Below are 21224 nucleotides of genomic sequence, written 5' to 3' on the forward strand. Positions count from 1 at the left end.
ATTACACCTTGTTGACGTTTTGTCCGGTCAGCACCTTGCGGATGGAGGCGTCCATCCGGCGGGCTGCAAACTCGCCACTGACAGCATCGGCTGCCTCAATGGCTTCTTTGATTTGATGGGTTGCACCGCTGTTGCGCATGGTCAGCAGATGGGCGATGGCGGCATCAATCTCGGCACGCTCTGTCGCATTGAGCAGGGCATCGCCATCGGCGGCCAGCGCCGCATTGAGACTCTCGACCACCCGGTCGGCTTCAACCTGCTGCTCGGCCAGCATGCGGGCATCCATATCCTGCTGGGCATTCTCGATGGAGGCACTCAGCATGTTGAGGATATCCTGCTCCGCCAGCCCGTAAGAGGGCTTGACCTGGATCTCGGCCTGCACGCCGGAGGATTTCTCCATGGCGCTGACCGAGAGCAGACCATCCGCATCCACCTGGAAGGTGACGCGAATATGGGCGGCGCCGGCTGCCATCGGCGGAATACCGGTCAGGGTAAAGCGGGCCAGGGAGCGGCAATCGGCCACCAACTCGCGTTCACCCTGTACCACGTGAATGGCCATGGCGGTCTGACCATCCTTGAAGGTGGTGAACTCCTGGGCGCGGGCAACCGGGATGGTGGTGTTGCGCGGGATCACCTTCTCGGCGAGGCCACCCATGGTCTCCAGACCCAGCGACAAGGGGATAACGTCCAGCAACAGCATCTCGGCATCGGGCTTGTTGCCCACCAGAATATCGGCCTGGATGGCGGCGCCAATGGCGACCACCTTGTCCGGATCGATGCTGGTCAGCGGCGTACGCTGGAAGAACTCGCCCACCAGTTCACGCACCAGCGGCACCCGGGTGGAGCCACCGACCATTACCACTTCCAGCACTTCCACCTGCTCGAGACCAGCATCGCGCAGGGCGCGGCGACAAGCCAGCAAGGTCCGTTTCACCAGCGGGGTGATGAGTTCATCAAACTGGCTACGGCTCACTGAACCCTGCCAGCCAGCAAAGGTGCACGCCACCTGCTCGGCATCGGTCAGACCGTGTTTGACGGCCGCGGCCACATCCAGCAGCTCGCGCTGCAGATGGGCATCCAGCTCACCGGAGAGGCCCGCTTGCTCCTTGAGCCAGTCCGCCAGCAGGTGATCAAAATCATCACCGCCGAGGGCGGAATCGCCGCCGGTCGCCATCACTTCAAACACACCGCGGTGCAGACGCAGGATGGAAATATCGAAGGTGCCGCCCCCCAGATCGTAGACCGCAATCACCCCTTCCTGACCGGAGTCAAGTCCATAGGCAATCGCGGCCGCGGTCGGCTCGTTGAGCAGCCGCAGTACGTGCAGACCGGCCAGACGGGCCGCATCCTTGGTACCCTGACGCTGGGCATCATCAAAATAGGCGGGCACAGTAATGACCACGCCGTCGAGATCGCCCCCGAGAGTCTGGGCGCCACGCTCGGCCAGCTTTTTGAGAATTTCGGCCGAGACCTGTACCGGATTGACCAGCCCCTGACGGGTTTGCAGTTGCGGCATGCCATTGTCGGCGGCAACAAACTGGTAGGGCTGCTGGCGGGTATCGATATCGGCCAGCGCCTTGCCCATCATCCGTTTGACCGAGACGATGGTGTTGTGAGGATCGAGCGCCGCTTCGCGCTTGGCATCAATTCCGACTCGAATGGCGTCGCTTTGATAGTGCACCACTGACGGGAGCAGGTCGCGCCCTTGCTCATCGCAAAGGGTATCAGCGTGACCGCTGCGAACCGCAGCGACGAGAGAGTTGGTGGTGCCAAGATCGATGCCGACGGCACGTTTGTGCTGATGAGGAACAGCGCTCTGGCCGGGTTCGGCGATTTGCAGTAATGCCATGGGTAATGAAACTTCCAGCGTTAAAGGATCAAGACTCGAGAAGCGAGTCTTCGAATCGTTCCAGCTCTTCGAGGAGCTTGTCGACAAACTTGAGTTTGCGAACGCAATCAGCGGCAACGAGATCTCTGCCGGCGGCAAGAGACTCGGTCAGCTGCTGCATCAACATCTGGTGATCATGCCTGATCTCACTGCGAAAATCCTTGATGGCGCGCTCAGGGTCGGCGTCATCTTTCAGATCAGCCAGACGCTCGCGCCACTCCAGCTGCTGCATCAGAAACGCGGTATCTTGCAGGGTCTGCTGTTCACCACGGATATCAGTGCCACGCAGGGAGAGCAGATATTCTGCACGGCGCAGCGGCGCCTTGAGGGTGGTGAATGCTTCGTTGATCTGGGCGGCACGTTGCACCGCAGCCAGCTGCTCCCGTTCGGGGGCGGTGGCAAAACGATCAGGATGGAATTGGGTTTGCAGCTGGCGGTAGGTATCAGCCAACTGACGGGTATCGAGCTCGAAGCCTTCAACCAGCCCAAACAGCTCGAAATGATTCATGCAAACCTCTTGGAAACGTTCGCCACAACCTCACTCGCCCCTGGCAAATGAGATGTGGTTGCACGGGTCATGGGCGACCCGCTCAACCACAGACGAAGGATCATTGACGTCAAACAACTCAGACACTGAAGCTTTCGCCGCAACCACACTCGCCTTTGGCGTTGGGATTATTGAACTGGAAGCCCTCGTTGAGGCCCTCCTTGACGAAATCTAGCTCGGTGCCATCCAGATGGATCAGGCTCTTGGCATCAACAATAATCTTGACGCCCTGCTGCTCGAACACCTGATCCTCATCGGTCAGTTCATCAACGAACTCAAGCACGTAGGCCAGACCGGAGCAGCCGGTGGTTTTGACGCCGAGGCGCAGGCCAATGCCCTTGCCCCGGTTAGCCAGAAAAGAGGAAACCCGTGCCGCGGCGGCATCTGTCATGGTAATAGCCATACTGCTCTCCGGCGCTTAGAGACCTTTCTTCTGCTTGTAATCGGCGATGGCGGCCTTGATGGCGTCCTCAGCCAGAATGGAGCAGTGGATCTTCACCGGTGGCAGGGCCAACTCTTCAGCGATATCGGTGTTCTTGATGCCAGCCGCTTCGTCCAGGGTCTTGCCCTTGACCCATTCGGTCACCAGGGAGCTGGAGGCGATGGCGGAACCGCAGCCGTAGGTCTTGAACTTGGCATCTTCGATGATGCCTTCGTCGCTGATCTTCAATTGCAGCTTCATCACGTCGCCACAAGCGGGCGCACCGACCATGCCGGTTGCAACGCTGGGATCATTCTTGTCGAAACCACCGACGTTGCGAGGATTCTCGTAGTGGTCGATTACTTTTTCACTGTAAGCCATATCTCACTCCTGCTAATTCTGTTGCTCACTAATCAAATAGATCAGTGATGAGCCCATTCGACCGTGTTCAGATCGACGCCGTCTTTGTACATCTCCCACAGAGGGGACATCTCGCGCAGACGACCGATGGAGTCACGAATAAGCTTGACCGCGTAGTCAATCTCTTCCTCGGTTGTGAAGCGACCCATGCTGAAACGGATGGAGCTGTGTGCCAGCTCGTCGTTCAGGCCCAGTGCGCGCAGCACATAGGAAGGTTCCAGGCTGGCGGAGGTACAGGCCGAACCGGAAGAGACTGCCAAATCTTTCAGCGCCATGATGAGGGATTCCCCTTCCACATAGGCAAAGCTGACGTTGAGGTTGCCCGGAACACGGTGATCCAGATCGCCATTGATGTAGACGGCTTCAATATCCTTGATGCCATTCCACAGACGCTGGCGCAGAGCCAAGATGCGCTCGCCTTCACTCACCATCTCTTCTTTGGCGATGCGGAAAGCTTCGCCCATCCCGACGATCTGGTGGGTCGGCAGAGTACCGGAACGCATGCCGCGCTCGTGGCCGCCACCGTGCATCTGGGCTTCCAGACGAACGCGGGGTTTGCGGCGAACAAACAGTGCACCGATCCCTTTCGGACCATACACCTTGTGCGCAGAGACAGAGAGCAGATCCACTTTCAGTGCTTCCACATCTACCGGGATCTTGCCCACACTCTGAACGGCATCCACGTGCAGCAGGATCTTGCGGGAACGGCACAACTCGCCGATGGCGGCAATGTTCTGAACCACGCCGATTTCGTTGTTCACATGCATGATGCTGACCAGGATGGTGTCATCACGCATGGCATTCTCGATCATCTCGATAGTGAACAGGCCGTTGGGCATCGGCTCAAGATAGGTCACCTCGAACCCTTCACGCTCCAGCTGGCGACAGGTATCGAGCACCGCCTTGTGTTCGGTCTTGGAGGTGATGATGTGCTTGCCCTTGCTGGCATAGAAGTGGGCAACACCCTTGATGGCCAGGTTATTGGATTCGGTCGCACCGGAAGTGAAGACGATCTCGCGGGGATCGGCACCGATCAGGTCTGCCACTTGATTACGGGCCAGATCCACCGCCTCTTCGGCTTGCCAGCCAAAGCGGTGAGAACGGGAAGCCGGATTGCCGAACAGGCCATCCATGGTGAGACACTGCATCATTTTTTCTGCGACACGCGGGTCCACCGGACAGGTTGCCGAATAATCAAGGTAAATAGGCAGTTTCATGTTTTTCTCCGTCACAGTCCGGGTCATACAGAGTCCCGCTGTGGAAAGCACGTTTATAGTTGGACTTTCAAGCTCACATCGCCGTGTTCTGCCCGATCAACCAGGGACAACACGGTCTTCATTTGTTCATCTTGCTTGCCGGCAATGCGGCGCACATCGGCCTGGCGCACCAGCTCGGCCAGGGTGATATCCCCGAGGAAACTGGAGATCCGTTCACTCAGATCACGCCACAGGGAGTGAGTCAGGCACTGGGTACCGCCGTGGCAACCGCCCTTGCCGAGGCACTTGGTTGCATCGACCGACTCATCGACCGCGGTGATCACCTGACCAACCGAAATCTCGCCTGGGGCCAACCCGAGGCGATAACCACCACCCGGGCCACGCACGCTGCTCACCAGACCATGTTTACGCAGGCGGGCAAAGAGCTGCTCGAGATAGGACAACGAGATGCCCTGGCGCTCGGAAATATCGGCAAGGGGGACGGGCCCCTGCTCTGCATGCAGCGCCACGTCGAGCATGGCGGTTACAGCGTAACGTCCTTTTGAAGTCAGTCTCATGTGCCTTACCGTCTTGCGAAGCAATTTAATGGGGCACATGGTCACATACCCGACCAAATCAGTCAAGTATATGGTTGAGTAAATCAGTCGGATTAATCCGGTACGCGCGCTTTCTGCACCGAGGTCAGAATCCCGCGCAGAATGTTGAGCTCAGCTGCTTCCGGCCGAGCCCGATTGAACAGGCGACGCAGCTTGCTCATTACATGACCCGGATGGTCATCAGCAATAAAACCGGTCTTCATCAGGGTTTGTTCCAGGTGCTGATAAAACCCTTCCAGCTGGGCGGCACTCGGATAGGCCATCTCATCTTCAGGCTCGGCGGCCTGCCCCTGCAGCCAGCGCATCCGCACTTCGTAACAGAGGGTCTGCACCGCCATGGCCAGATTGAGAGAGCTGTAATCAGGATTGGCCGGAATGGCCACGTGGTAGTGGCACTTTTGCAATTCGTCGTTGGTGAGACCGGTGCGTTCACGGCCAAACACCAGCGCGACCGGGTGCTGCATCCCCTCAACCACCGACTTTTCGCCGGCCTCACGGGGATCGAGCATGGGCCAGCTCAGGGTTCGCGAGCGAGCGCTGGTGCCAATAACCAAACCACAGTCGGCGATCGCGTCGTCCAGTGTCGGGACGATACGGGCATTGGCAAGCACATCGCTGGCACCAGCCGCCAGGGCGAAGGCATTGTCATCCGGCAAGGCTTGCGGATCAACCAATACCAGCTGGGTCAACCCCATGGTCTTCATGGCGCGTGCCGCAGACCCCATGTTGCCGGTATGAGAGGTGTTTACCAAAACGATACGAATCTGATCCAACATGCCCAGTCAATCTTCAGTCAAAAATGGCGCGCAATTGTAACATAAGAGAACACGATGTTGGCACCGTAAAAGCCGAGCCATTTCAGAACAAAACCACCCGTTTGTATAACAAACCAGCATGAGGGAAGTGAGAGGGGGGGACTAAACTTGATGGATATCCGATAAACGGCACAGGAGACACCACGCCATGCTTCCTCCCTTTATCTATGAGAGATTGCCCAGCCTCTACCTGCTGGCAGCCATTGCCATGATTACGTTGAGTGAACAGCCCCTGCTCTGGTTTGCAGGCGCCTTGCTGTTTATCGCCGGAGCGGTGACCTGGATGATGCGCTCCAGCTACCGACGTACCGATCTGATTATCTTTCCGAGCAAACGCTGGCTACAGCCGGAGTGGCTGTATGAAGCGCAACCCTTTATCTGGCTGGCTGCGGGGCTGGCCATGTCACAGCTGCCCGCCCCTGCGGCACTCATCGCCTTGGTGCCCTGTCTGTGGGCCTGTCGCTGCCTCTGGGCACGGCACCATTATCGTCGCCATGCCCATGGGGTGATTGTCCACTTAAGACGGGATCCCGCCCGGCGCCGTCTGCACCGGAGCCTGCGCTGACTCGGTGCGGGCGCGTTCGATAAACGTCGCCAGATCCATCAGGGGATACTTCACCAGGCTTGGCAAGCCATCGAGATCCAGACTGTCCATCAGGTTTTTCACCTCAAGGCCCAGTTCGGTATCCCCTTCTATCTTCAGCTTGCGCTGGAAAAAGAGCGAATCCGGATCCTCTTTGCGACCGGCAATCAGGATCAGGTCGTTGGCGGTACCGCTGAAGCAGACATCGGCCTTGTCACACTCGCGAGCCACCACCAGCTGGCCATTCTGCTCACTGATAAACCAGCACAGCTCCAGATCAGAGACTTCGACTTTCAGCCACTTGTCTGCCAGAAACTCGAAATCACCATCTTCGATAGCCTCTTTGAAAACCCGGGCCAGCAAACTCTCCATCAGCTGCTTTTGCAGATTGAAGGGAACAAGCTTGAGGGGATGGCGCAAGAAGCGCGGAGCCTGTTCGACCAGGCGGCGTTGCAGTTGTTGAAACACGATAGACTCCCTTTTTTGCGCATTCAAACACAGGGAGAGTGTCAAGATCCTGTTGGAAATCAAACTTGTGCAGGGTTACCTCAAGAAGGGTAAAGCCACACAAAGCTGCCTCAGGTCAAAAAGCGGGAGTGCATGGCTGCATACAATCAGGGCTCGTTTGCCCTTCATATGCACTCTCGGAGCGTACCAATGGAATTACTCTGTCCGGCAGGCAGTTTGCCGGCACTGAAAACCGCCGTGGATAACGGGGCCGATGCCGTTTATATCGGTTTCAAGGATGACACCAATGCCCGCCACTTTGCCGGTCTCAACTTTACCGACAGCAAACTGGAGAAGGCGGTGGATTATGTGCATCAACATGGTCGCAAGCTGCATATTGCCATCAATACCTTTGCCCATCCCGGGGCCGATACTCGATGGAAACAGGCGGTTGATCGCGGGGTGGCCCTCGGCGCCGATGCGTTAATCATCGCCGATCTCGCCGTGCTGGAATATGCCAGCCGCCACTACCCCGAGATGGAACTCCATGTCTCGGTGCAGGCCAGCGCCACCAATGCCGCCGCCATTCGCTTCTATCAGCAGCAATTCAATGTCACACGGGTGGTGCTGCCCCGGGTGCTCTCCATGCATCAGGTCAAGCAGCTGGCCCGCGAGACCGATGTTGGCCTTGAGGTGTTCGCCTTTGGCAGCCTCTGCATCATGGCCGAGGGGCGCTGCTATCTCTCCTCCTACATGACTGGCGAGAGTCCCAACACCGTCGGCGCCTGCTCACCGGCCAAGTTCGTCCGTTGGGAAGAGACCCCGAATGGTCTCGAGTCGCGACTCAACGAGGTGCTGATAGACCGCTATGGCCCGGGCGAAAATGCCGGTTACCCGACCCTCTGCAAGGGGCGTTTCGACGTGGATGGCCAGACCTACCACGCGCTGGAAGAGCCCACCAGTCTCAATACCCTGGGTCTCCTGCCCGAGCTCTTCAAGACCGGGATCCAGTCGGTCAAGATTGAAGGGCGCCAACGCAGCCCTGCTTATGTGGAGCAAGTGACCCGAGTGTGGCGTGCGGCCATCGATGCCTATCAGGCCAATCCCGAGGCCTATCAGGTCAAAGCTGAGTGGGATGCCCAGCTCGCCCGCGTCTCCGAAGGTAGCCAGACTACCCTCGGCGCCTACCATCGTCAGTGGCAATAAGGAGTCCACCCATGCAATTTTCTCTCGGGCCTCTGCTCTTCTACTGGCCCAAAGCCGATACCGAAGCCTTTTACCATGCCGCCGCCAACAGTCAGGCCGACATCATCTATCTGGGGGAGACCGTCTGCAGCAAGCGGCGCGAACTCAAAGTCGATGACTGGATTGCGCTGGCCCGTCAGGTGGCCAGCTCCGGCAAGCAGGTGGTGCTCTCGACCCTCGCCCTTATCTCCGCCCCTTCCGAGCTCAAGGAAGTGAAGCGGCTGGTCGACAATGGCGATCTAATGGTCGAAGCCAACGATCTCGGTACGGTGCAACTCGCCTGGGAGGCAGGGATCCCCTTCGTCTGTGGTCCCGCCATCAACGCCTATAACGCCGATGTGCTGCGCATGCTGCTCAAACAGGGGATGAAACGCTGGGTCATGCCGGTTGAACTGTCCCGTGACTGGCTGATCCAGCTCAATCAGGATCTGGGCCCCCTACGCGACCAATTTGAGGTGGAGGTTTTTGCCTACGGCCATCTGCCGCTCGCCTACTCGGCGCGCTGCTTCACCGCCCGCTCCCTCGACAAACCAAAAGACAACTGCGAGCTCGCCTGTATCAACTACCCCACCGGACGACTGGCCAACAGCCGCGAGGGGCAACGGGTGTTCAATCTCAACGGGATCCAGACCCAGTCCGGTTACTGCTACAACCTGGGTAACGAGCTGGCGGGTATGGAAGGTCTGGTGGATGTGGTCAGACTTTCACCGCAAGGGATGGAGACGCTGGAGATGCTGGCCCGCTTCAAGGCTAACCAGCAGGGCAATCAGCCCCTCGTTCTGCAGCAGGATCGCGATTGCAACGGCTACTGGCGCCAGATCCCCGGCATGAGCCTGGTGGAGTAAACCCGCCATTCGCCCAACAAAAAGGCCTCATCGCGAGGCCTTTTTTACCACTATCAGGCAGTGGATCAGGAGGGCTGATCACCCTTGTTACGAGCGCTCTGAGCACCTGGCGGCAAGGGTTTGCGCGCCATCAACTCCAGCTCCAGCAGCGCATAGCGATGCTCGATGAAGTCATAGACGTTGTTAGATAAGGCCAGCTTGAAGTAACTGATGGCTTCCTTGCGGTTGCCTTTGCCCAACTCGAACTTGCCCAGATAGAAGTAGGTTTCACACAGGCGCTCGGCAAGCTCCCGGTTATCCTTCACCCCTTTCACTACGTTGCCCATCAGCTGGGAAGCGTTGATCTCACCGGTATAGAGGCGTACCAGATCCCAGTTCCAGGCATCGTCATCGTATTTGTTGAGACGCTCGCGCATCCGGCTCATAGCGGCCGACGGGTCGAGTTTCTGCTCGGCCAGATAGAGCCAGATCACCCGATAAGGGTCTTCCGGCTGCGCCTCGTAGAAACGCTTCATATCGGCCGCGGCCAGTTCGGGACGGTTGCCGTAATAGAGGGCGATGCCACGGTTGAGATAGGCATAGTCATAGTCCGGCGCCAGTTCGAGGGCGGAATCGAACGCATCATAGGCTTCGTCGTAATTCTGCTGCTGTACCAGATAGACGCCGATGAAGTTGTAGGCTTCGGCGAAATCCGGTTTCTCCCGCAGGGCACGGTTGAAATCGAGCCGCGCGAGGGAACGCAGACCAACCCGATCAAACACCACGGCACGCTCATAGAACAACTCTGCCCGTTGCTCGGTGGTCAGTTCCATTTCACTGAGCATCTGCCCGAGTCGGGCGAGCGCCAGCTCACTCTGGTAGGAGACCTGCAGGGGGGTCGCCAACACCAGTGAAGCAGGCTGCGGCTTGGGAACCTTGGGGGTGTTAACCTGACTGCTACTGCTGCAACCCCACATGGGAAGCAACAACAGGATACCGAGGAGGTATCCAATCCCTTTCCTGACGTTCAATGAACACTCCGACGCTTACGCTTGACCCCGCATATGGTAAAGGTCAACTGCCGCTTTGTCATGTAGCTGTGCCCCTCTACCTCAAATAAATCAGGATTCGACAGGGTATCCGGCATCGCACCAACCGCGAAACCCGCCATCGACGCTGATCACCTTGCGATAACCCATCTGTTGCAGGTTGTCCGCCGCCAGAATTGAGCGAAAACCACCACCACAATAGAGGTAGAGCTCGGTCTCAAGATCCGGGAACTGGGTCTCGATATCCCGCTCAATCACGCCACGCCCCAGGTATCGGGCTCCGGGCAGATGCCCCCTGGCCCACTCGCTCTCTTCCCGCACGTCGATTAGGTGAAACGTGCGCCCTTCGTCCTGCCAGCGCTTGATCTGGTGAACATCGGTTTCGGTGATGCGGGAGCGGATCCCGTCAACCAGCGCCAAAAAACGGGGATTGTGATGCATGACAAACTCCTGTTGTTTAAATCATGTGCGTCAGCAAACGACACGCAGAGATAAGAAAAGAGCGCCATGAGGCGCTCTTCACTGTTACGGCAGGATTTCCTGTTGGTCCGCACCCTCTTTCTCTACCTGGGTTGGCAGCATGTGCTCGCGCTTGACGCCGAGGAACATGGCAAACGCACTCGCCACATAGATGGAGGAGTAGGTACCGAACGCCACACCGATCACCATGGCCACGGCAAAACCGTGGATCAGCGCCCCGCCCTTGAGCAGCAGCGCCAGCACCACGATAAAGGTAAGGCCGGAGGTGATGATGGTACGACTCAGGGTCTCGGTCATGGAGAGATCCAGAATGTACTCGGTATCCCCTTTACGCACCTTGCGGAAGTTCTCCCGCAAGCGGTCGAACACAACGATAGTATCGTTCAGGGAGTAACCCACCAGGGTCATCAGCGCCGCCAGTACGGTCAGGTCGAACTCGTACTGGAAGTAGGCAAAGACACCCAGCGTGATCACCACGTCGTGCACCAGGGAGAGAATGCCCCCCAGCGCCAGACGCCATTCGAAACGCACTGCCACGTAGGCCAGGATACAGAGGATGGAGGCCAGCATGGCCAGCGCACCGTCTGTCGCCAGTTCATCACCCACGGAAGGGCCGACGAACTCGACGCGTTTGAGCACTGCGCCCTCGTCGAGCTGCTTGGCCGCCGCCAGCACTTCGTTACCCTGTTGTTCTACCTTGACCCCCTCTTTCGGGGTCAGGCGGAACAGCACGTCACGGCTGGAGCCAAAGTGTTGCAGGGTTGCCCCTTCAATCTTCTGCTCTTCCAGAGCGTCATGGATCTTGTCCAGGCTCACCGACTGCTGGAACCCCACCTCGATGGTGGTACCACCGGTAAAGTCCAGACCCCAGTTCAGACCCCGATCAAACAGGAAGAACAGGGCTACCACCATCAGCACGGAAGAGAAAACCACACCCGGCTTGGCATAGCGCATAAACGGGATCGGTTTTTCAAAATGTAGAATCTGAAACATTTCTCTATCCTCAGATGGGCAGCTTGTCGATACGCCGTCCACCCCAAGCCAGGTTGATAATGGCACGGGAAACTGTGATGGCAGTAAACATGGAGGCGGTCAGACCAATGCCCAGCGTCAGGGCAAAGCCCTTGATGGCGCCAGTACCGATACCGAACAGGATCACGCAGGTGATCAGCGAGGTCACGTTGGAGTCGGCGATGGTGGAGAATGCCCGATCAAAGCCCAGATGGATGGCTTGCTGAACACCACGACCGTTGCGGATCTCTTCACGAATACGCTCGTAGATCAGCACGTTGGCATCCACTGCCATACCCAGCGTCAAGACGATACCGGCGATACCCGGCAATGTCATAGTGGCCCCCGGGATCATCGACATGATGCCGACAATCAACACCAGGTTCATACAGAGCGCCAGGTTGGCAACCCAGCCGAACGCACGGTAGTAGATCCCCATGAACAGCACGATCACCAGCATGGCCCAGCCGATGGCTTCCATACCGCTGTCGATGTTCTGTTGACCCAGGCTCGGGCCAATGGTGCGCTCTTCCACGATCTGGATCGGGGCGATCAGGGCACCGGCACGCAGCAGCAGCGCCAGGTTGTGGGCTTCGTTGGCGTTGTCGATACCTGTGATACGGAACTGGCTGCCAAGACGCGACTGGATGGTGGCGACGTTGATCACCTCCTCCTGCTTGCGGAACTTGCGCTTGCCATCCGGACCCGGTTGACCGACCGGCTTGTACTCGATGAAGACGGTCGCCATCCCTTTACCGACGTTATCCTTGGTAAAGTTGGCCATCTTGTTGCCACCCTGGCCATCCAGCTTGATGTTGACCTGGGGACGGCTGTACTCGTCGAAACCGGACTGGGCACCCACGATGTGGTCACCGGTCAGGATCACCCGCTTTTGCAGCACCACGGGACGACCATTGCGATCGTTGTAGACCTTGGAGCTGGGCGGGACACGGCCATCGGCCGCAGCCTGGATGTCGGCAGTCTCATCGACCATGTGGAATTCTAGGGTCGCGGTTGCACCCAGGATCTCCTTGGCGCGGGCGGTATCCTGAATACCGGGCAGTTCAACGACAATGCGCTCGGCACCTTGCTGTTGTACCAGCGGCTCGGCCACACCCAGTTCGTTGACCCGGTTACGGATGATGGTGATGTTCTGCTCGAGGGCGTACTTCTTCACTTCCTTGATCTTGGCTTCGCTCAGACCAGCCAGCAGGATAAACTCATCCCCTTTCTGCTCGGTAGTGAAAGTCAAATCAGGGTTCTGACGACGCAGATGAGAAACGGCGCGTTCCTGATCGGCTTCGTCACGGAAGATCACCTGCACCTGATCACCGACCCGGCGCACGCCGGAGTAACGGATCTTCTGGGTGCGCAGCTCGGAGCGGAAATCCTGCACCATCTGCTCTTGCTGCTTGGTCAGTGCTTCGGCCATGTCCACTTCCATCAGGAAGTGCACACCACCGCGCAGATCAAGACCCAGCTTCAGAGGCGCCGCACCGATGGCTTCGAGCCAGGCGGGAGTGGAAGGTGCCAGGTTGAGTGCGGTAATGAAGTTGTCGCCCAGCTTGTTGGCAACGATATCGCGCGCCTTCAGCTGGTCTTCGGTGTTCTTGAAACGGATCAGGATAAAACCGTGCTCGAATGCAGCATGTTTGACCGGGATCTTGGCCGCTTCAAGGGTCTCTTTCACCAGATCAAGAGTATCTAGCTTGACTTCGGCACCACGGCTGGCAGAAACCTGCAAAGCCGGATCTTCGCCGTAAAGATTGGGGGCTGCATATAGAAAACCGATGGCGATCACCAGGATCACCATCAGGTATTTCCACAGCGGATAGCGATTCAACACGCTGTGCTCCTTGGGAGATTAAAGGGACTGGATAGAACCCTTGGGCAGAACTGCAGAGACGAAGTCCTTTTTGATGGTGACTTGAGTCTGGTCGTTCAGGGCGATCACCAGGTAATCGCTGTCTGCAGCTACTTTGGCAATTTTGCCAACCAGGCCACCGGAAGTGAGCACTTCATCCCCCTTGGACAAGGAGCTCATCAGATTGCGGTGATCCTTGGCACGCTTGGCCTGGGGACGATAGATCATGAAGTAGAAGATCAGGCCGAATACGGCCAGCATGATGATCATTTCCATACCACCACCCTGTGCACCCGGTGCTGCGCCTTCTGCATACGCCTTGGAGATAATGCTCATTTAACAACCTCTTATTGATGTAGATTTAAAAAAACAAAATTATATGTTGTTGTTATTTAACGTCATTTTCAGCTAACGGAGGCACAGGCTTCCCTTGCCGACGGTAAAACTCTGTTACAAAGTCGTCTAATTTACCCTGCTCGATCGCGTCCCGCAAACCCTGCATCACGCGTTGGTAGTAACGCAGGTTATGAATCGTATTCAGACGGGCACCGAGGATCTCGTTGCACTTGTCCAGATGGTGCAGGTAGCTGCGGCTGTAGTTCTTGCAGGTGTAGCAATCGCATTCGGCATCCAGGGTGCTGGTGTCGTTGCGGTGCTGGGCATTGCGGATCTTCACCACGCCATCGGTGGTGAACAGGTGGCCGTTGCGGGCGTTGCGGGTCGGCATGACGCAGTCGAACATGTCGATACCACGGCGCACCCCTTCCACCAGATCTTCCGGCTTGCCGACACCCATCAGGTAGCGCGGCTTGTCAGCCGGAATTTTCGGGCAGACGTGCTCGAGGATGCGGTGCATGTCCTCTTTTGGTTCACCCACGGCCAGACCACCGACCGCATAACCGTCGAAACCGATCTCCAGCAGCCCCTTGAGGGAGACATCCCGCAAATCTTCGTAGACCGAGCCCTGAATGATGCCGAACAGGGCGTTCTTGTTGCCCAGCGCATCAAACTTGTCGCGGGAGCGCTTGCCCCAGCGCAGGGACATCTCCATGGACTTGCGCGCTTCTTCATAAGTGGCCGGGTACGGGGTGCACTCGTCGAAGATCATCACAATGTCGGAGCCCAGATCGTACTGGATCTCCATGGACTTCTCGGGGTCGAGGAAGATCTTCTCGCCATTGATGGGGTGACGGAAGTGGACGCCCGCTTCGGTGATCTTGCGAATATGGCCCAGGCTGAACACCTGGAAACCACCGGAGTCGGTCAGGATCGGGCCCTGCCAGTTCATGAAGTCATGCAGATCGCCGTGGGCACGCATCACTTCCTGACCCGGGCGCAGCCAGAGGTGGAAGGTGTTACCCAGCAGGATCTGGGCGCCGGTTTCACGCACTTCTTCCGGGGTCATCCCCTTGACGGTGCCGTACGTCCCGACCGGCATAAAGGCCGGCGTTTGTACCACACCACGTTCGAAGACCAGTTGACCGCGACGGGCACGGCCGTCGGTGGTTTTCAGTTCAAATTTCATTGCTACCTCGGCTGCGTCAGATAAACAGTCTGACAATAGGAGGGCCGCTCACGGCCCGGTAAATAAGCTGAAGCTTATGCTTCAACCTGGCGACGGGTGACGAACATGGCGTCCCCGTAGCTGAAGAAACGGTACTGCCCAGCCACGGCTGCCTGATAGGCCGCCATCACGTTGTCATAACCGGCAAAGGCGCTGACCAGCATGATCAGGGTCGACTCCGGCAGATGGAAGTTGGTGACCATGGCATCGACAATCTGGAACTTGTAACCAGGGAAGATGAAGATGTCGGTGTCACTAAAGAAGGGCGCTAGCGGTTTGCCCTGTGCCAGGGTGACCTTGGCCGCACTCTCCAGCGAACGGACCGACGTGGTACCTACCGCAATCACCCGACCACCACGGGCACGGGTGGCCGCGATGGCATCCACCACCTCTTGCGGCACTTCCGCATACTCGGAGTGCATGTGGTGATCTTCAATCTTCTCAACCCGCACCGGCTGGAAGGTCCCCGCCCCTACATGCAGGGTGACGAAGGCCGTTTCAACCCCTTTGGCCCGAATTTTCTCAAGCAGCGGCTCATCAAAGTGCAGACCGGCGGTCGGCGCCGCGACGGCGCCCGGCTTTTGATTGTAAACGGTCTGGTAGCGCTCCTTATCGGCATCCTCGTCGGGACGGTCGATATAGGGGGGCAGCGGCATGTGGCCGATGGCCTCCAGGATCTCCAGCACCGGACGGGAGTCAAGGAAATGGATCTCGAACAGGGCATCGTGGCGGGCGCGCATCTCGGCCTCCACGCCACCATCCATGATCATCCGGGTGCCCGGTTTGGGCGCCTTGGAGGCACGAACATGGGCCAGCACGCTGTGCTCGTCCAGAATGCGCTCGACCAGTACCTCCAGCTTGCCGCCGCTGGCCTTCTGGCCAAACATGCGTGCCGGAATGACACGGGTGTTGTTGAATACCAGCAGGTCACCCGGATTGAGCTGATCCAGCACATCCACAAATTGACCGTGGCGCAGGGCGCCAGTTTGACCATCGAGCTGCAACAGGCGGCTGGCGGTACGCTCTGCCATCGGATAGCGGGCAATCAGCTCGTCTGGCAGATCAAAATGAAAATCGGATACTTGCATCTTTCACCTCGGGGGGAATCGGCGGCTAGTCTAGTTATCCCCATCTTCCAAGGCAACCCAAAAGACCAAAAACCCAAGAGAGACAAGGGGTAGCGAGCAATATTGAGACACACCTCCGGTTAATGATTCTTTAATGTTCTGTATTGACCCTGATCATGTTTTGCCAATGGGCGCTGGGCTAGGGTGAAAGCAGATACACAAGGAGGCCCACCATGATGACCCTATCCGAAATCATGACCGAACATCCCTTCACTCTGGGTCCGTCAAACAGTGTCAAACAGGCGATGGACCTGATGCAGCAGGAGCGGATCCGCCACATTCCCATCGTCGACGAGCAGCACCACCTGCTGGGGTTGGTAACCCTCACCGATATCCTGGCCACCCGGGAATCCAAGCTGCTGCTCATCAGCCCGGAGCGGGAAGCCGAATTTACCGACAGCGTGCAACTCGACGAGATCATGACACGGCAAGTGGCGAGCGTAGATCCTCACGCCGGCATCAAGGAGGCGGCACTTTACCTGCAGCGGCACAGATATGGCTGCTTGCCGGTCCTCAAAGGACGCAAGCTGATCGGCATTGTCACCGAGTCAGACTTTATTTCCGTGGCCATCAACCTGCTGGAATTGATGGAAGAGCAGGAACCACCTACCGACTTTTGACAGATTTGGTTGTAATTAAATTACAATAAAAGCGTTTTCAGCCGTCAAAACAAGCTGAAATGATGAAACACTTTCATTTTGATTGAAAAATTACGCCAAATGCTTGCCTTGTGATCTGCGTCACACTATCATCCCTCTCATGCAATAGTTGCCGAGGGGGAGACGAGGGATTGTGCACCCATTATCTTCCTCTCATATGTCTGCAAGTTTGCACACCCCGTAGTTAGTCTTTGCTGTAAAGCATTTGTTTATATAGCCATTCCTTGTTTGATGACCCGGCCCTGTCGTTGCGATAGCGCCGGGATTTTTTTATCCGCGTTTTCTGCTCTCCCCCTTGTCAGCACATCCCCCATCGCTGCGAGGAACGGTCTCAACCTCCTCGCCACCTGTTTGCTTCATATGTTTGCACCACCGTTTATCTCATCGCGTCATCGTGGCTCTGCACACCCCTTCTTATGCCTTGAAAAGGCGATGTAGCGCACAGATATTGAACCACGACAAGGAGTTATCTCAGTAGGTCAGAGATATTCATGTTAGGTACAGCCATAGTGAGTTATCTAATAAGTAGATTTAAGCGATTCAAAATTGCGGCTTTTATCGATTAGCGGAAGCCCCTATGATGAATCCATCGAAAGTTAAGCGCCTCGTCTGGCAAGACTCTTCAACACCAGACCGGCATATGTACATCACCAAGGAGCAATTACATGTCTACCTACATCAACACTGAAATCAAGCCGTTCAATGCTACCGCCTACCACAATGGCAAATTCGTTCAGGTGTCTGACGCTGACCTGAAAGGCAAGTGGTCCGTGGTCTTCTTCTACCCGGCTGACTTCACCTTCGTTTGCCCGACCGAGCTGGGTGACCTGGCTGACAACTACGCTGAATTCCAGAAACTGGGCGTCGAGATCTACTCTGTCTCTACCGACACCCACTTCACTCACAAAGCATGGCACGACACTTCTGACACCATTCAGAAGATCCAGTACCCGATGATTGGTGACCCGACTGGTACCATCACCCGCAACTTCGGCGTGATGATCGAAGAAGCTGGTCTGGCTGACCGCGGTACCTTCGTAATTGACCCGCAGGGCATCATCCAGATCGTCGAGATCAACGCTGGCGGCATCGGCCGTGACGCACTGGAACTGCTGCGCAAAGTCAAAGCGGCCCAGTACGTTGCTTCCCACCCGGGTGAAGTGTGCCCGGCCAAGTGGAAAGAAGGCGAAGCCACTCTGGCCCCGTCCCTGGACCTGGTAGGCAAGATCTAAGCCTCCCGCTTCCAAGACCGGCCCGCATAAGGGCCGGTCTGCTTTCCGGCATTGCCAAATAGGCCTGAAAGCAGACCGACTCACATTTAATGCCAACTCGCCATTACAAGAAGGAATTCGACCATGTTGGATACCAACCTCAAACAACAGCTGAACACCTATCTGCAGTACATCGTCAATCCCATCGAGATCAGCGTGTCCGGCAACGACAGCGACAAATCTGCAGAGCTGCTGGCACTGGCCAGCGAGATCGCCGAGATGTCCCCCAAGATCATCCAGACCTCTGGCACTGCCGCTCGCAAGCCTTCCATGAGTGTCGCGCCGCAGGGCCAAGCCCCGCGCGTTCACTTTGCCGGCATCCCCATGGGTCATGAATTTACCTCTCTGGTGCTCGCCCTGCTGCAAAGCGGCGGCCATCCCTCCAAGGCCGACGCGGCCGTGCAGGAGCAGATCCGCAATCTCAAGGGCGAGTACCACTTCGAGACCTATATCTCCCTCTCCTGCCACAACTGCCCGGACGTAGTACAGGCCCTCAACCTGATGGCGACCCTGAACCCCGGCATCACTCACACCATGATCGACGGCGCCCTGTTCCAGGAAGAAGTCAATGAACGTCAAATCATGGCGGTACCGAATGTCTACCTGAACGGTCAACCGTTCAGCCAGGGCCGTATTTCACTCGAAGAGATCGTCGCCAAACTCGACACCGGCGCCGCCGAGCGCAAAGCCGCCGAGCTGAATGAGAAAGATCCCTACGACGTGCTGGTCGTAGGCGGTGGCCCGGCTGGCGCCGCTGCGGCCATCTATGCCGCCCGTAAAGGCATTCGCACCGCCATCGTTGCCGAGCGTTTCGGTGGTCAGGTGATGGACACCGTCGGTATCGAGAACTTTATCTCCGTCACCTACACCGAAGGCCCCAAGCTGGCCGCCAGCCTGGAGCACCACGTCAAAGAGTACGGCGTGGAAGTGATAACCGAACAGCGCGCCGCCGCCATCAGCAAAGATGGATATGTGAACGTGGAGCTCGCCTCTGGCGCCACCTTGAAGAGCCGCGCCGTGATCCTGGCGACCGGTGCCCGCTGGCGTGATCTGAACGTACCAGGCGAGCTCGAGTACCGCACCAAGGGCGTGGCCTACTGCCCGCACTGCGATGGTCCCTTCTTCAAGGGCAAGCGAGTAGCTGTGATCGGTGGCGGTAACTCCGGCATCGAGGCGGCCATCGATCTGGCTGGCATCGTCGAGCATGTGACTGTGGTGGAGTTCGCCGATACCCTGCGTGCCGATGAAGTGCTGCAGAAGAAGGCTCGCTCCATGGGCAATATCGACATCATCATGAGCGCGCGCACCACCGAAGTGATCGGTGATGGCAGCAAGGTGGTCGGTATGGACTACGAAGATCGCACCACAGGTGAGATCAAACACCTGGCGGTGGCGGGTATCTTCGTCCAGATCGGCCTGGTACCGAACACCGAGTTCCTTAAAGGGAGCGAGATTGCCCTGACCCGCTTTGGCGAGATCGAGATCGATACCAAAGGGGCGACCTCCCTGCCCGGCGTCTACGCCGCAGGGGATGCCACCACGGTACCGTTCAAGCAGATCATCATCTCCATGGGTGCTGGCGCCACCGCCGCACTGGGTGCGTTTGATTACCTCATCCGCAACCCGGCGCCGGAAGCGACCAAAGCTGATGCTGTAACCGCCTGATAAAACCAGCGCAACAAAAAGCCGACGCTCGATTAAGTAAACACGAGCGTCGGCTTTTTTATATCTGCATCGATGTGCAATAAAAACCCCGCAGCAAATGGCGGGGTTGTTCATGACTGGACTTAAACGACGGGCATCACTCCAGCAAGAAAACAGCCTCGATATTATCGCTTACCGTGATCTGCTGTTGTTGATAACTGTTGTCCGCCATATCCGCCGCAGGAGCAGACATCGCCATGGCCTGCACCACCTTCAGGTTGCGGCTGTAGGCGGTAATGGGCGAAGCATTGCGGTACTCCACACTATAGACCTTGCCAAGCTTCATCCCGAACGCCTTGGCCAGAGATTCAGCCTTAGTTTTGGCATCCTCAACTGCATTCAAACGGGCCTGCTCCTTGATGACCTGCGGCGATTTCAACCCGTACTCAATCTGGGATACGGACTCCAGCCCGGCTTTGAGTGCGGTATCCATCAGGGGGCTCAACTTGTCGAGCTGATAGAGCTTCACTGCCAATTGCCGTTGGGCACGATACCCCAGCAATACCGGCTTCTTGTTCTCGCCATACTGATATTCCGGAGAGACCATCAGGTTGCCAGCCTCAACATCGCTGCGCTTGATCCCCAACCCTTCCAGTTGGCTGAAAAAGGCTGCGACCTTGGTATCGACCTGCTGCTTGGCCTTGAGGCCCTGCTTATCCAGTGCACTCACCGCCACATTGAGGGTGAGCATATCGGGTTCGGTCTTCTGCTCGGCATAACCGCTCACCACCAGATGGGGCGCTTGCGGCACTTCAATCGCCAGCAGCGGAGCACTGACAACCAGAGCGGAAAGAGTAAGAAGGGGACGCCACATAGAAAAAAACCTCAATCGGAAAGATTGAGGCCATTATGCCCGTGCAGCTACGGGATTCATATATCGTGCAAGGGGGGAAGCTGATCCAGTATCTGATTGGTCAGATCGAGACTAATGGTGACCATGCTGCCGGGATCCTGGCTCTGGTTTGCCATATCCAGCGCAGGAGCCGCGCCACAGACCAACACCTCATCATCGAAATGGAACGAGTCCCACGACAGAATGTGTCCTTGCACCGCCTGTCCGATATTGGTGCCACCACTATCCTCCTCCATCGCAGACCAAGGGATGGTATCAGATGGTCCTAGCAAATCTTGCAACAACGGAGAGTGAAAACTGGCCAACGGATACTCCTGCTGCCCCTGATGATGGCCAACCAGAATCATGTTATGGGCAGACTCGGTATCCATGACCGGCACATAAGTGATAGAGGCCGTAGCGAAGTCAACATAGAGCGAGCCCGCTACATCACCGGCCTCATTCTCAATCTCCATCCCATCCAGCCGATCACCGGCGATCGAGGCCTGATAGCCAAACTGGCCTGCGCAGGTAATGTTGCCCTGTCCATCCCAGCTATAACGGATGCCATCAATGTCGATCCAGTTGAATGACTGCATGATTACCCTCTCCTCTACGGCCGCTATCTTATCCATCCACCTTGAGAAAAAACAGGGGCCA

At 57.2% G+C, this 21224-nt stretch carries 23 protein-coding genes; 6 read left to right on the forward strand and 17 right to left on the reverse strand.

Going from position 1 to position 21224, the window contains the following annotated elements:
• Position 1: 1 nt before the first annotated feature.
• The 7 genes from hscA to trmJ all read right to left on the reverse strand — a co-directional run bounded on the left by hscA (position 2) and on the right by trmJ (position 5865).
• The gene (gene hscA / locus ACTG2S_RS13925) at positions 2–1849 is read right to left on the reverse strand and encodes a Fe-S protein assembly chaperone HscA (protein WP_274161189.1); all 1848 of its coding nucleotides are present in this window, start codon (positions 1847–1849) and stop codon (positions 2–4) included.
• Positions 1850–1877: 28 nt separating this feature from the next.
• Positions 1878–2396 carry a co-chaperone HscB gene (gene hscB, locus ACTG2S_RS13930; RefSeq protein ID WP_005351031.1) on the reverse strand — a complete coding sequence of 173 codons (519 nt, stop codon included), beginning with the start codon at positions 2394–2396 and terminating at the stop codon, positions 1878–1880.
• Positions 2397–2514: 118 nt separating this feature from the next.
• Positions 2515–2838, reverse strand: coding sequence for an iron-sulfur cluster assembly protein IscA (gene iscA, locus ACTG2S_RS13935; RefSeq protein ID WP_005333812.1), 324 nt, complete (start codon positions 2836–2838; stop codon positions 2515–2517).
• Between the two features lie 15 nt (positions 2839–2853).
• Positions 2854–3237: a Fe-S cluster assembly scaffold IscU gene (gene iscU / locus ACTG2S_RS13940; RefSeq protein WP_005333813.1), complete on the reverse strand. Its 384-nt coding sequence runs from the start codon at positions 3235–3237 to the stop codon at positions 2854–2856.
• 41 nt (positions 3238–3278) lie between these two features.
• The gene (locus tag ACTG2S_RS13945) at positions 3279–4493 is read right to left on the reverse strand and encodes an IscS subfamily cysteine desulfurase (RefSeq protein WP_274161190.1); all 1215 of its coding nucleotides are present in this window, start codon (positions 4491–4493) and stop codon (positions 3279–3281) included.
• A gap of 53 nt (positions 4494–4546) precedes the next feature.
• On the reverse strand, positions 4547–5050 hold the full coding sequence (gene iscR / locus ACTG2S_RS13950) for a Fe-S cluster assembly transcriptional regulator IscR (RefSeq protein ID WP_026035025.1): 504 nt from the start codon (positions 5048–5050) through the stop codon (positions 4547–4549).
• A 92-nt stretch (positions 5051–5142) separates the two neighbouring features.
• On the reverse strand, positions 5143–5865 hold the full coding sequence (gene trmJ / locus ACTG2S_RS13955; RefSeq protein ID WP_005359790.1) for a tRNA (cytosine(32)/uridine(32)-2'-O)-methyltransferase TrmJ: 723 nt from the start codon (positions 5863–5865) through the stop codon (positions 5143–5145).
• 187 nt (positions 5866–6052) lie between these two features.
• Between trmJ and ACTG2S_RS13960 the strand changes: the two genes are divergently transcribed.
• On the forward strand, positions 6053–6469 hold the full coding sequence (locus ACTG2S_RS13960) for a hypothetical protein (RefSeq protein WP_108612261.1): 417 nt from the start codon (positions 6053–6055) through the stop codon (positions 6467–6469).
• On the opposite strand, the gene ubiT is transcribed toward ACTG2S_RS13960, so the two are convergent.
• Positions 6422–6955, reverse strand: coding sequence for a ubiquinone anaerobic biosynthesis accessory factor UbiT (gene ubiT / locus ACTG2S_RS13965; protein ID WP_159143911.1), 534 nt, complete (start codon positions 6953–6955; stop codon positions 6422–6424). The genes ACTG2S_RS13960 and ubiT overlap by 48 nt on opposite strands.
• 189 nt (positions 6956–7144) lie before the next feature.
• Here ubiT and ubiU point away from each other — a divergent pair, with 189 nt between their 5' ends.
• Positions 7145–8140 (forward strand): ubiquinone anaerobic biosynthesis protein UbiU, encoded by a 996-nt coding sequence (ubiU, locus tag ACTG2S_RS13970; protein WP_042080116.1) that lies wholly within the window; start codon positions 7145–7147, stop codon positions 8138–8140.
• Between the two features lie 11 nt (positions 8141–8151).
• Entirely contained in the window at positions 8152–9024 is an 873-nt protein-coding gene (locus ACTG2S_RS13975) for a U32 family peptidase (protein ID WP_274161191.1), read from the forward strand.
• Positions 9025–9089: 65 nt separating this feature from the next.
• Here ACTG2S_RS13975 and nlpI read toward each other — a convergent pair whose 3' ends face one another.
• The 7 genes from nlpI to queA all read right to left on the reverse strand — a co-directional run bounded on the left by nlpI (position 9090) and on the right by queA (position 16059).
• On the reverse strand, positions 9090–10034 hold the full coding sequence (gene nlpI, locus ACTG2S_RS13980) for a lipoprotein NlpI (protein ID WP_005351017.1): 945 nt from the start codon (positions 10032–10034) through the stop codon (positions 9090–9092).
• A 90-nt stretch (positions 10035–10124) separates the two neighbouring features.
• The gene (locus tag ACTG2S_RS13985; protein ID WP_005351016.1) at positions 10125–10493 is read right to left on the reverse strand and encodes a rhodanese-like domain-containing protein; all 369 of its coding nucleotides are present in this window, start codon (positions 10491–10493) and stop codon (positions 10125–10127) included.
• Positions 10494–10577: 84 nt separating this feature from the next.
• The gene (gene secF, locus ACTG2S_RS13990) at positions 10578–11525 is read right to left on the reverse strand and encodes a protein translocase subunit SecF (RefSeq protein ID WP_005337322.1); all 948 of its coding nucleotides are present in this window, start codon (positions 11523–11525) and stop codon (positions 10578–10580) included.
• Between the two features lie 10 nt (positions 11526–11535).
• A complete protein-coding gene (gene secD, locus ACTG2S_RS13995) occupies positions 11536–13389 on the reverse strand; it encodes a protein translocase subunit SecD (protein WP_005337324.1) in 1854 nt (617 codons plus the stop codon).
• Between the two features lie 18 nt (positions 13390–13407).
• Complete coding sequence (yajC, locus tag ACTG2S_RS14000; RefSeq protein ID WP_005337327.1) at positions 13408–13743, reverse strand: preprotein translocase subunit YajC; 336 nt, start codon at positions 13741–13743, stop codon at positions 13408–13410.
• Positions 13744–13795: 52 nt separating this feature from the next.
• On the reverse strand, positions 13796–14932 hold the full coding sequence (tgt, locus tag ACTG2S_RS14005; RefSeq protein ID WP_005337329.1) for a tRNA guanosine(34) transglycosylase Tgt: 1137 nt from the start codon (positions 14930–14932) through the stop codon (positions 13796–13798).
• Positions 14933–15006: 74 nt separating this feature from the next.
• Positions 15007–16059: a tRNA preQ1(34) S-adenosylmethionine ribosyltransferase-isomerase QueA gene (gene queA, locus ACTG2S_RS14010; RefSeq protein WP_139436461.1), complete on the reverse strand. Its 1053-nt coding sequence runs from the start codon at positions 16057–16059 to the stop codon at positions 15007–15009.
• Positions 16060–16271: 212 nt separating this feature from the next.
• On the opposite strand from queA, the gene ACTG2S_RS14015 reads away from it, so the two are divergent.
• The 3 genes from ACTG2S_RS14015 to ahpF all read left to right on the forward strand — a co-directional run bounded on the left by ACTG2S_RS14015 (position 16272) and on the right by ahpF (position 19693).
• Positions 16272–16718 (forward strand): CBS domain-containing protein, encoded by a 447-nt coding sequence (locus ACTG2S_RS14015; protein WP_005337333.1) that lies wholly within the window; start codon positions 16272–16274, stop codon positions 16716–16718.
• A gap of 704 nt (positions 16719–17422) precedes the next feature.
• Positions 17423–17989: an alkyl hydroperoxide reductase subunit C gene (ahpC, locus tag ACTG2S_RS14020; protein WP_005337335.1), complete on the forward strand. Its 567-nt coding sequence runs from the start codon at positions 17423–17425 to the stop codon at positions 17987–17989.
• Between the two features lie 123 nt (positions 17990–18112).
• Positions 18113–19693, forward strand: coding sequence for an alkyl hydroperoxide reductase subunit F (gene ahpF, locus ACTG2S_RS14025; protein WP_274161192.1), 1581 nt, complete (start codon positions 18113–18115; stop codon positions 19691–19693).
• Between the two features lie 136 nt (positions 19694–19829).
• Here the strand turns inward: ahpF and ACTG2S_RS14030 are convergent, their stop codons facing one another.
• Both ACTG2S_RS14030 and ACTG2S_RS14035 read right to left on the reverse strand, forming a co-directional pair.
• A complete protein-coding gene (locus ACTG2S_RS14030) occupies positions 19830–20546 on the reverse strand; it encodes an SIMPL domain-containing protein (protein ID WP_274161193.1) in 717 nt (238 codons plus the stop codon).
• A gap of 56 nt (positions 20547–20602) precedes the next feature.
• Positions 20603–21163: a hypothetical protein gene (locus ACTG2S_RS14035; protein WP_274161194.1), complete on the reverse strand. Its 561-nt coding sequence runs from the start codon at positions 21161–21163 to the stop codon at positions 20603–20605.
• Between the last annotated feature and the right edge of the window lie 61 nt (positions 21164–21224).

This window comes from Aeromonas sp. 82P, assembly GCF_051919365.1.
Lineage (GTDB): Bacteria > Pseudomonadota > Gammaproteobacteria > Enterobacterales > Aeromonadaceae > Aeromonas > Aeromonas veronii.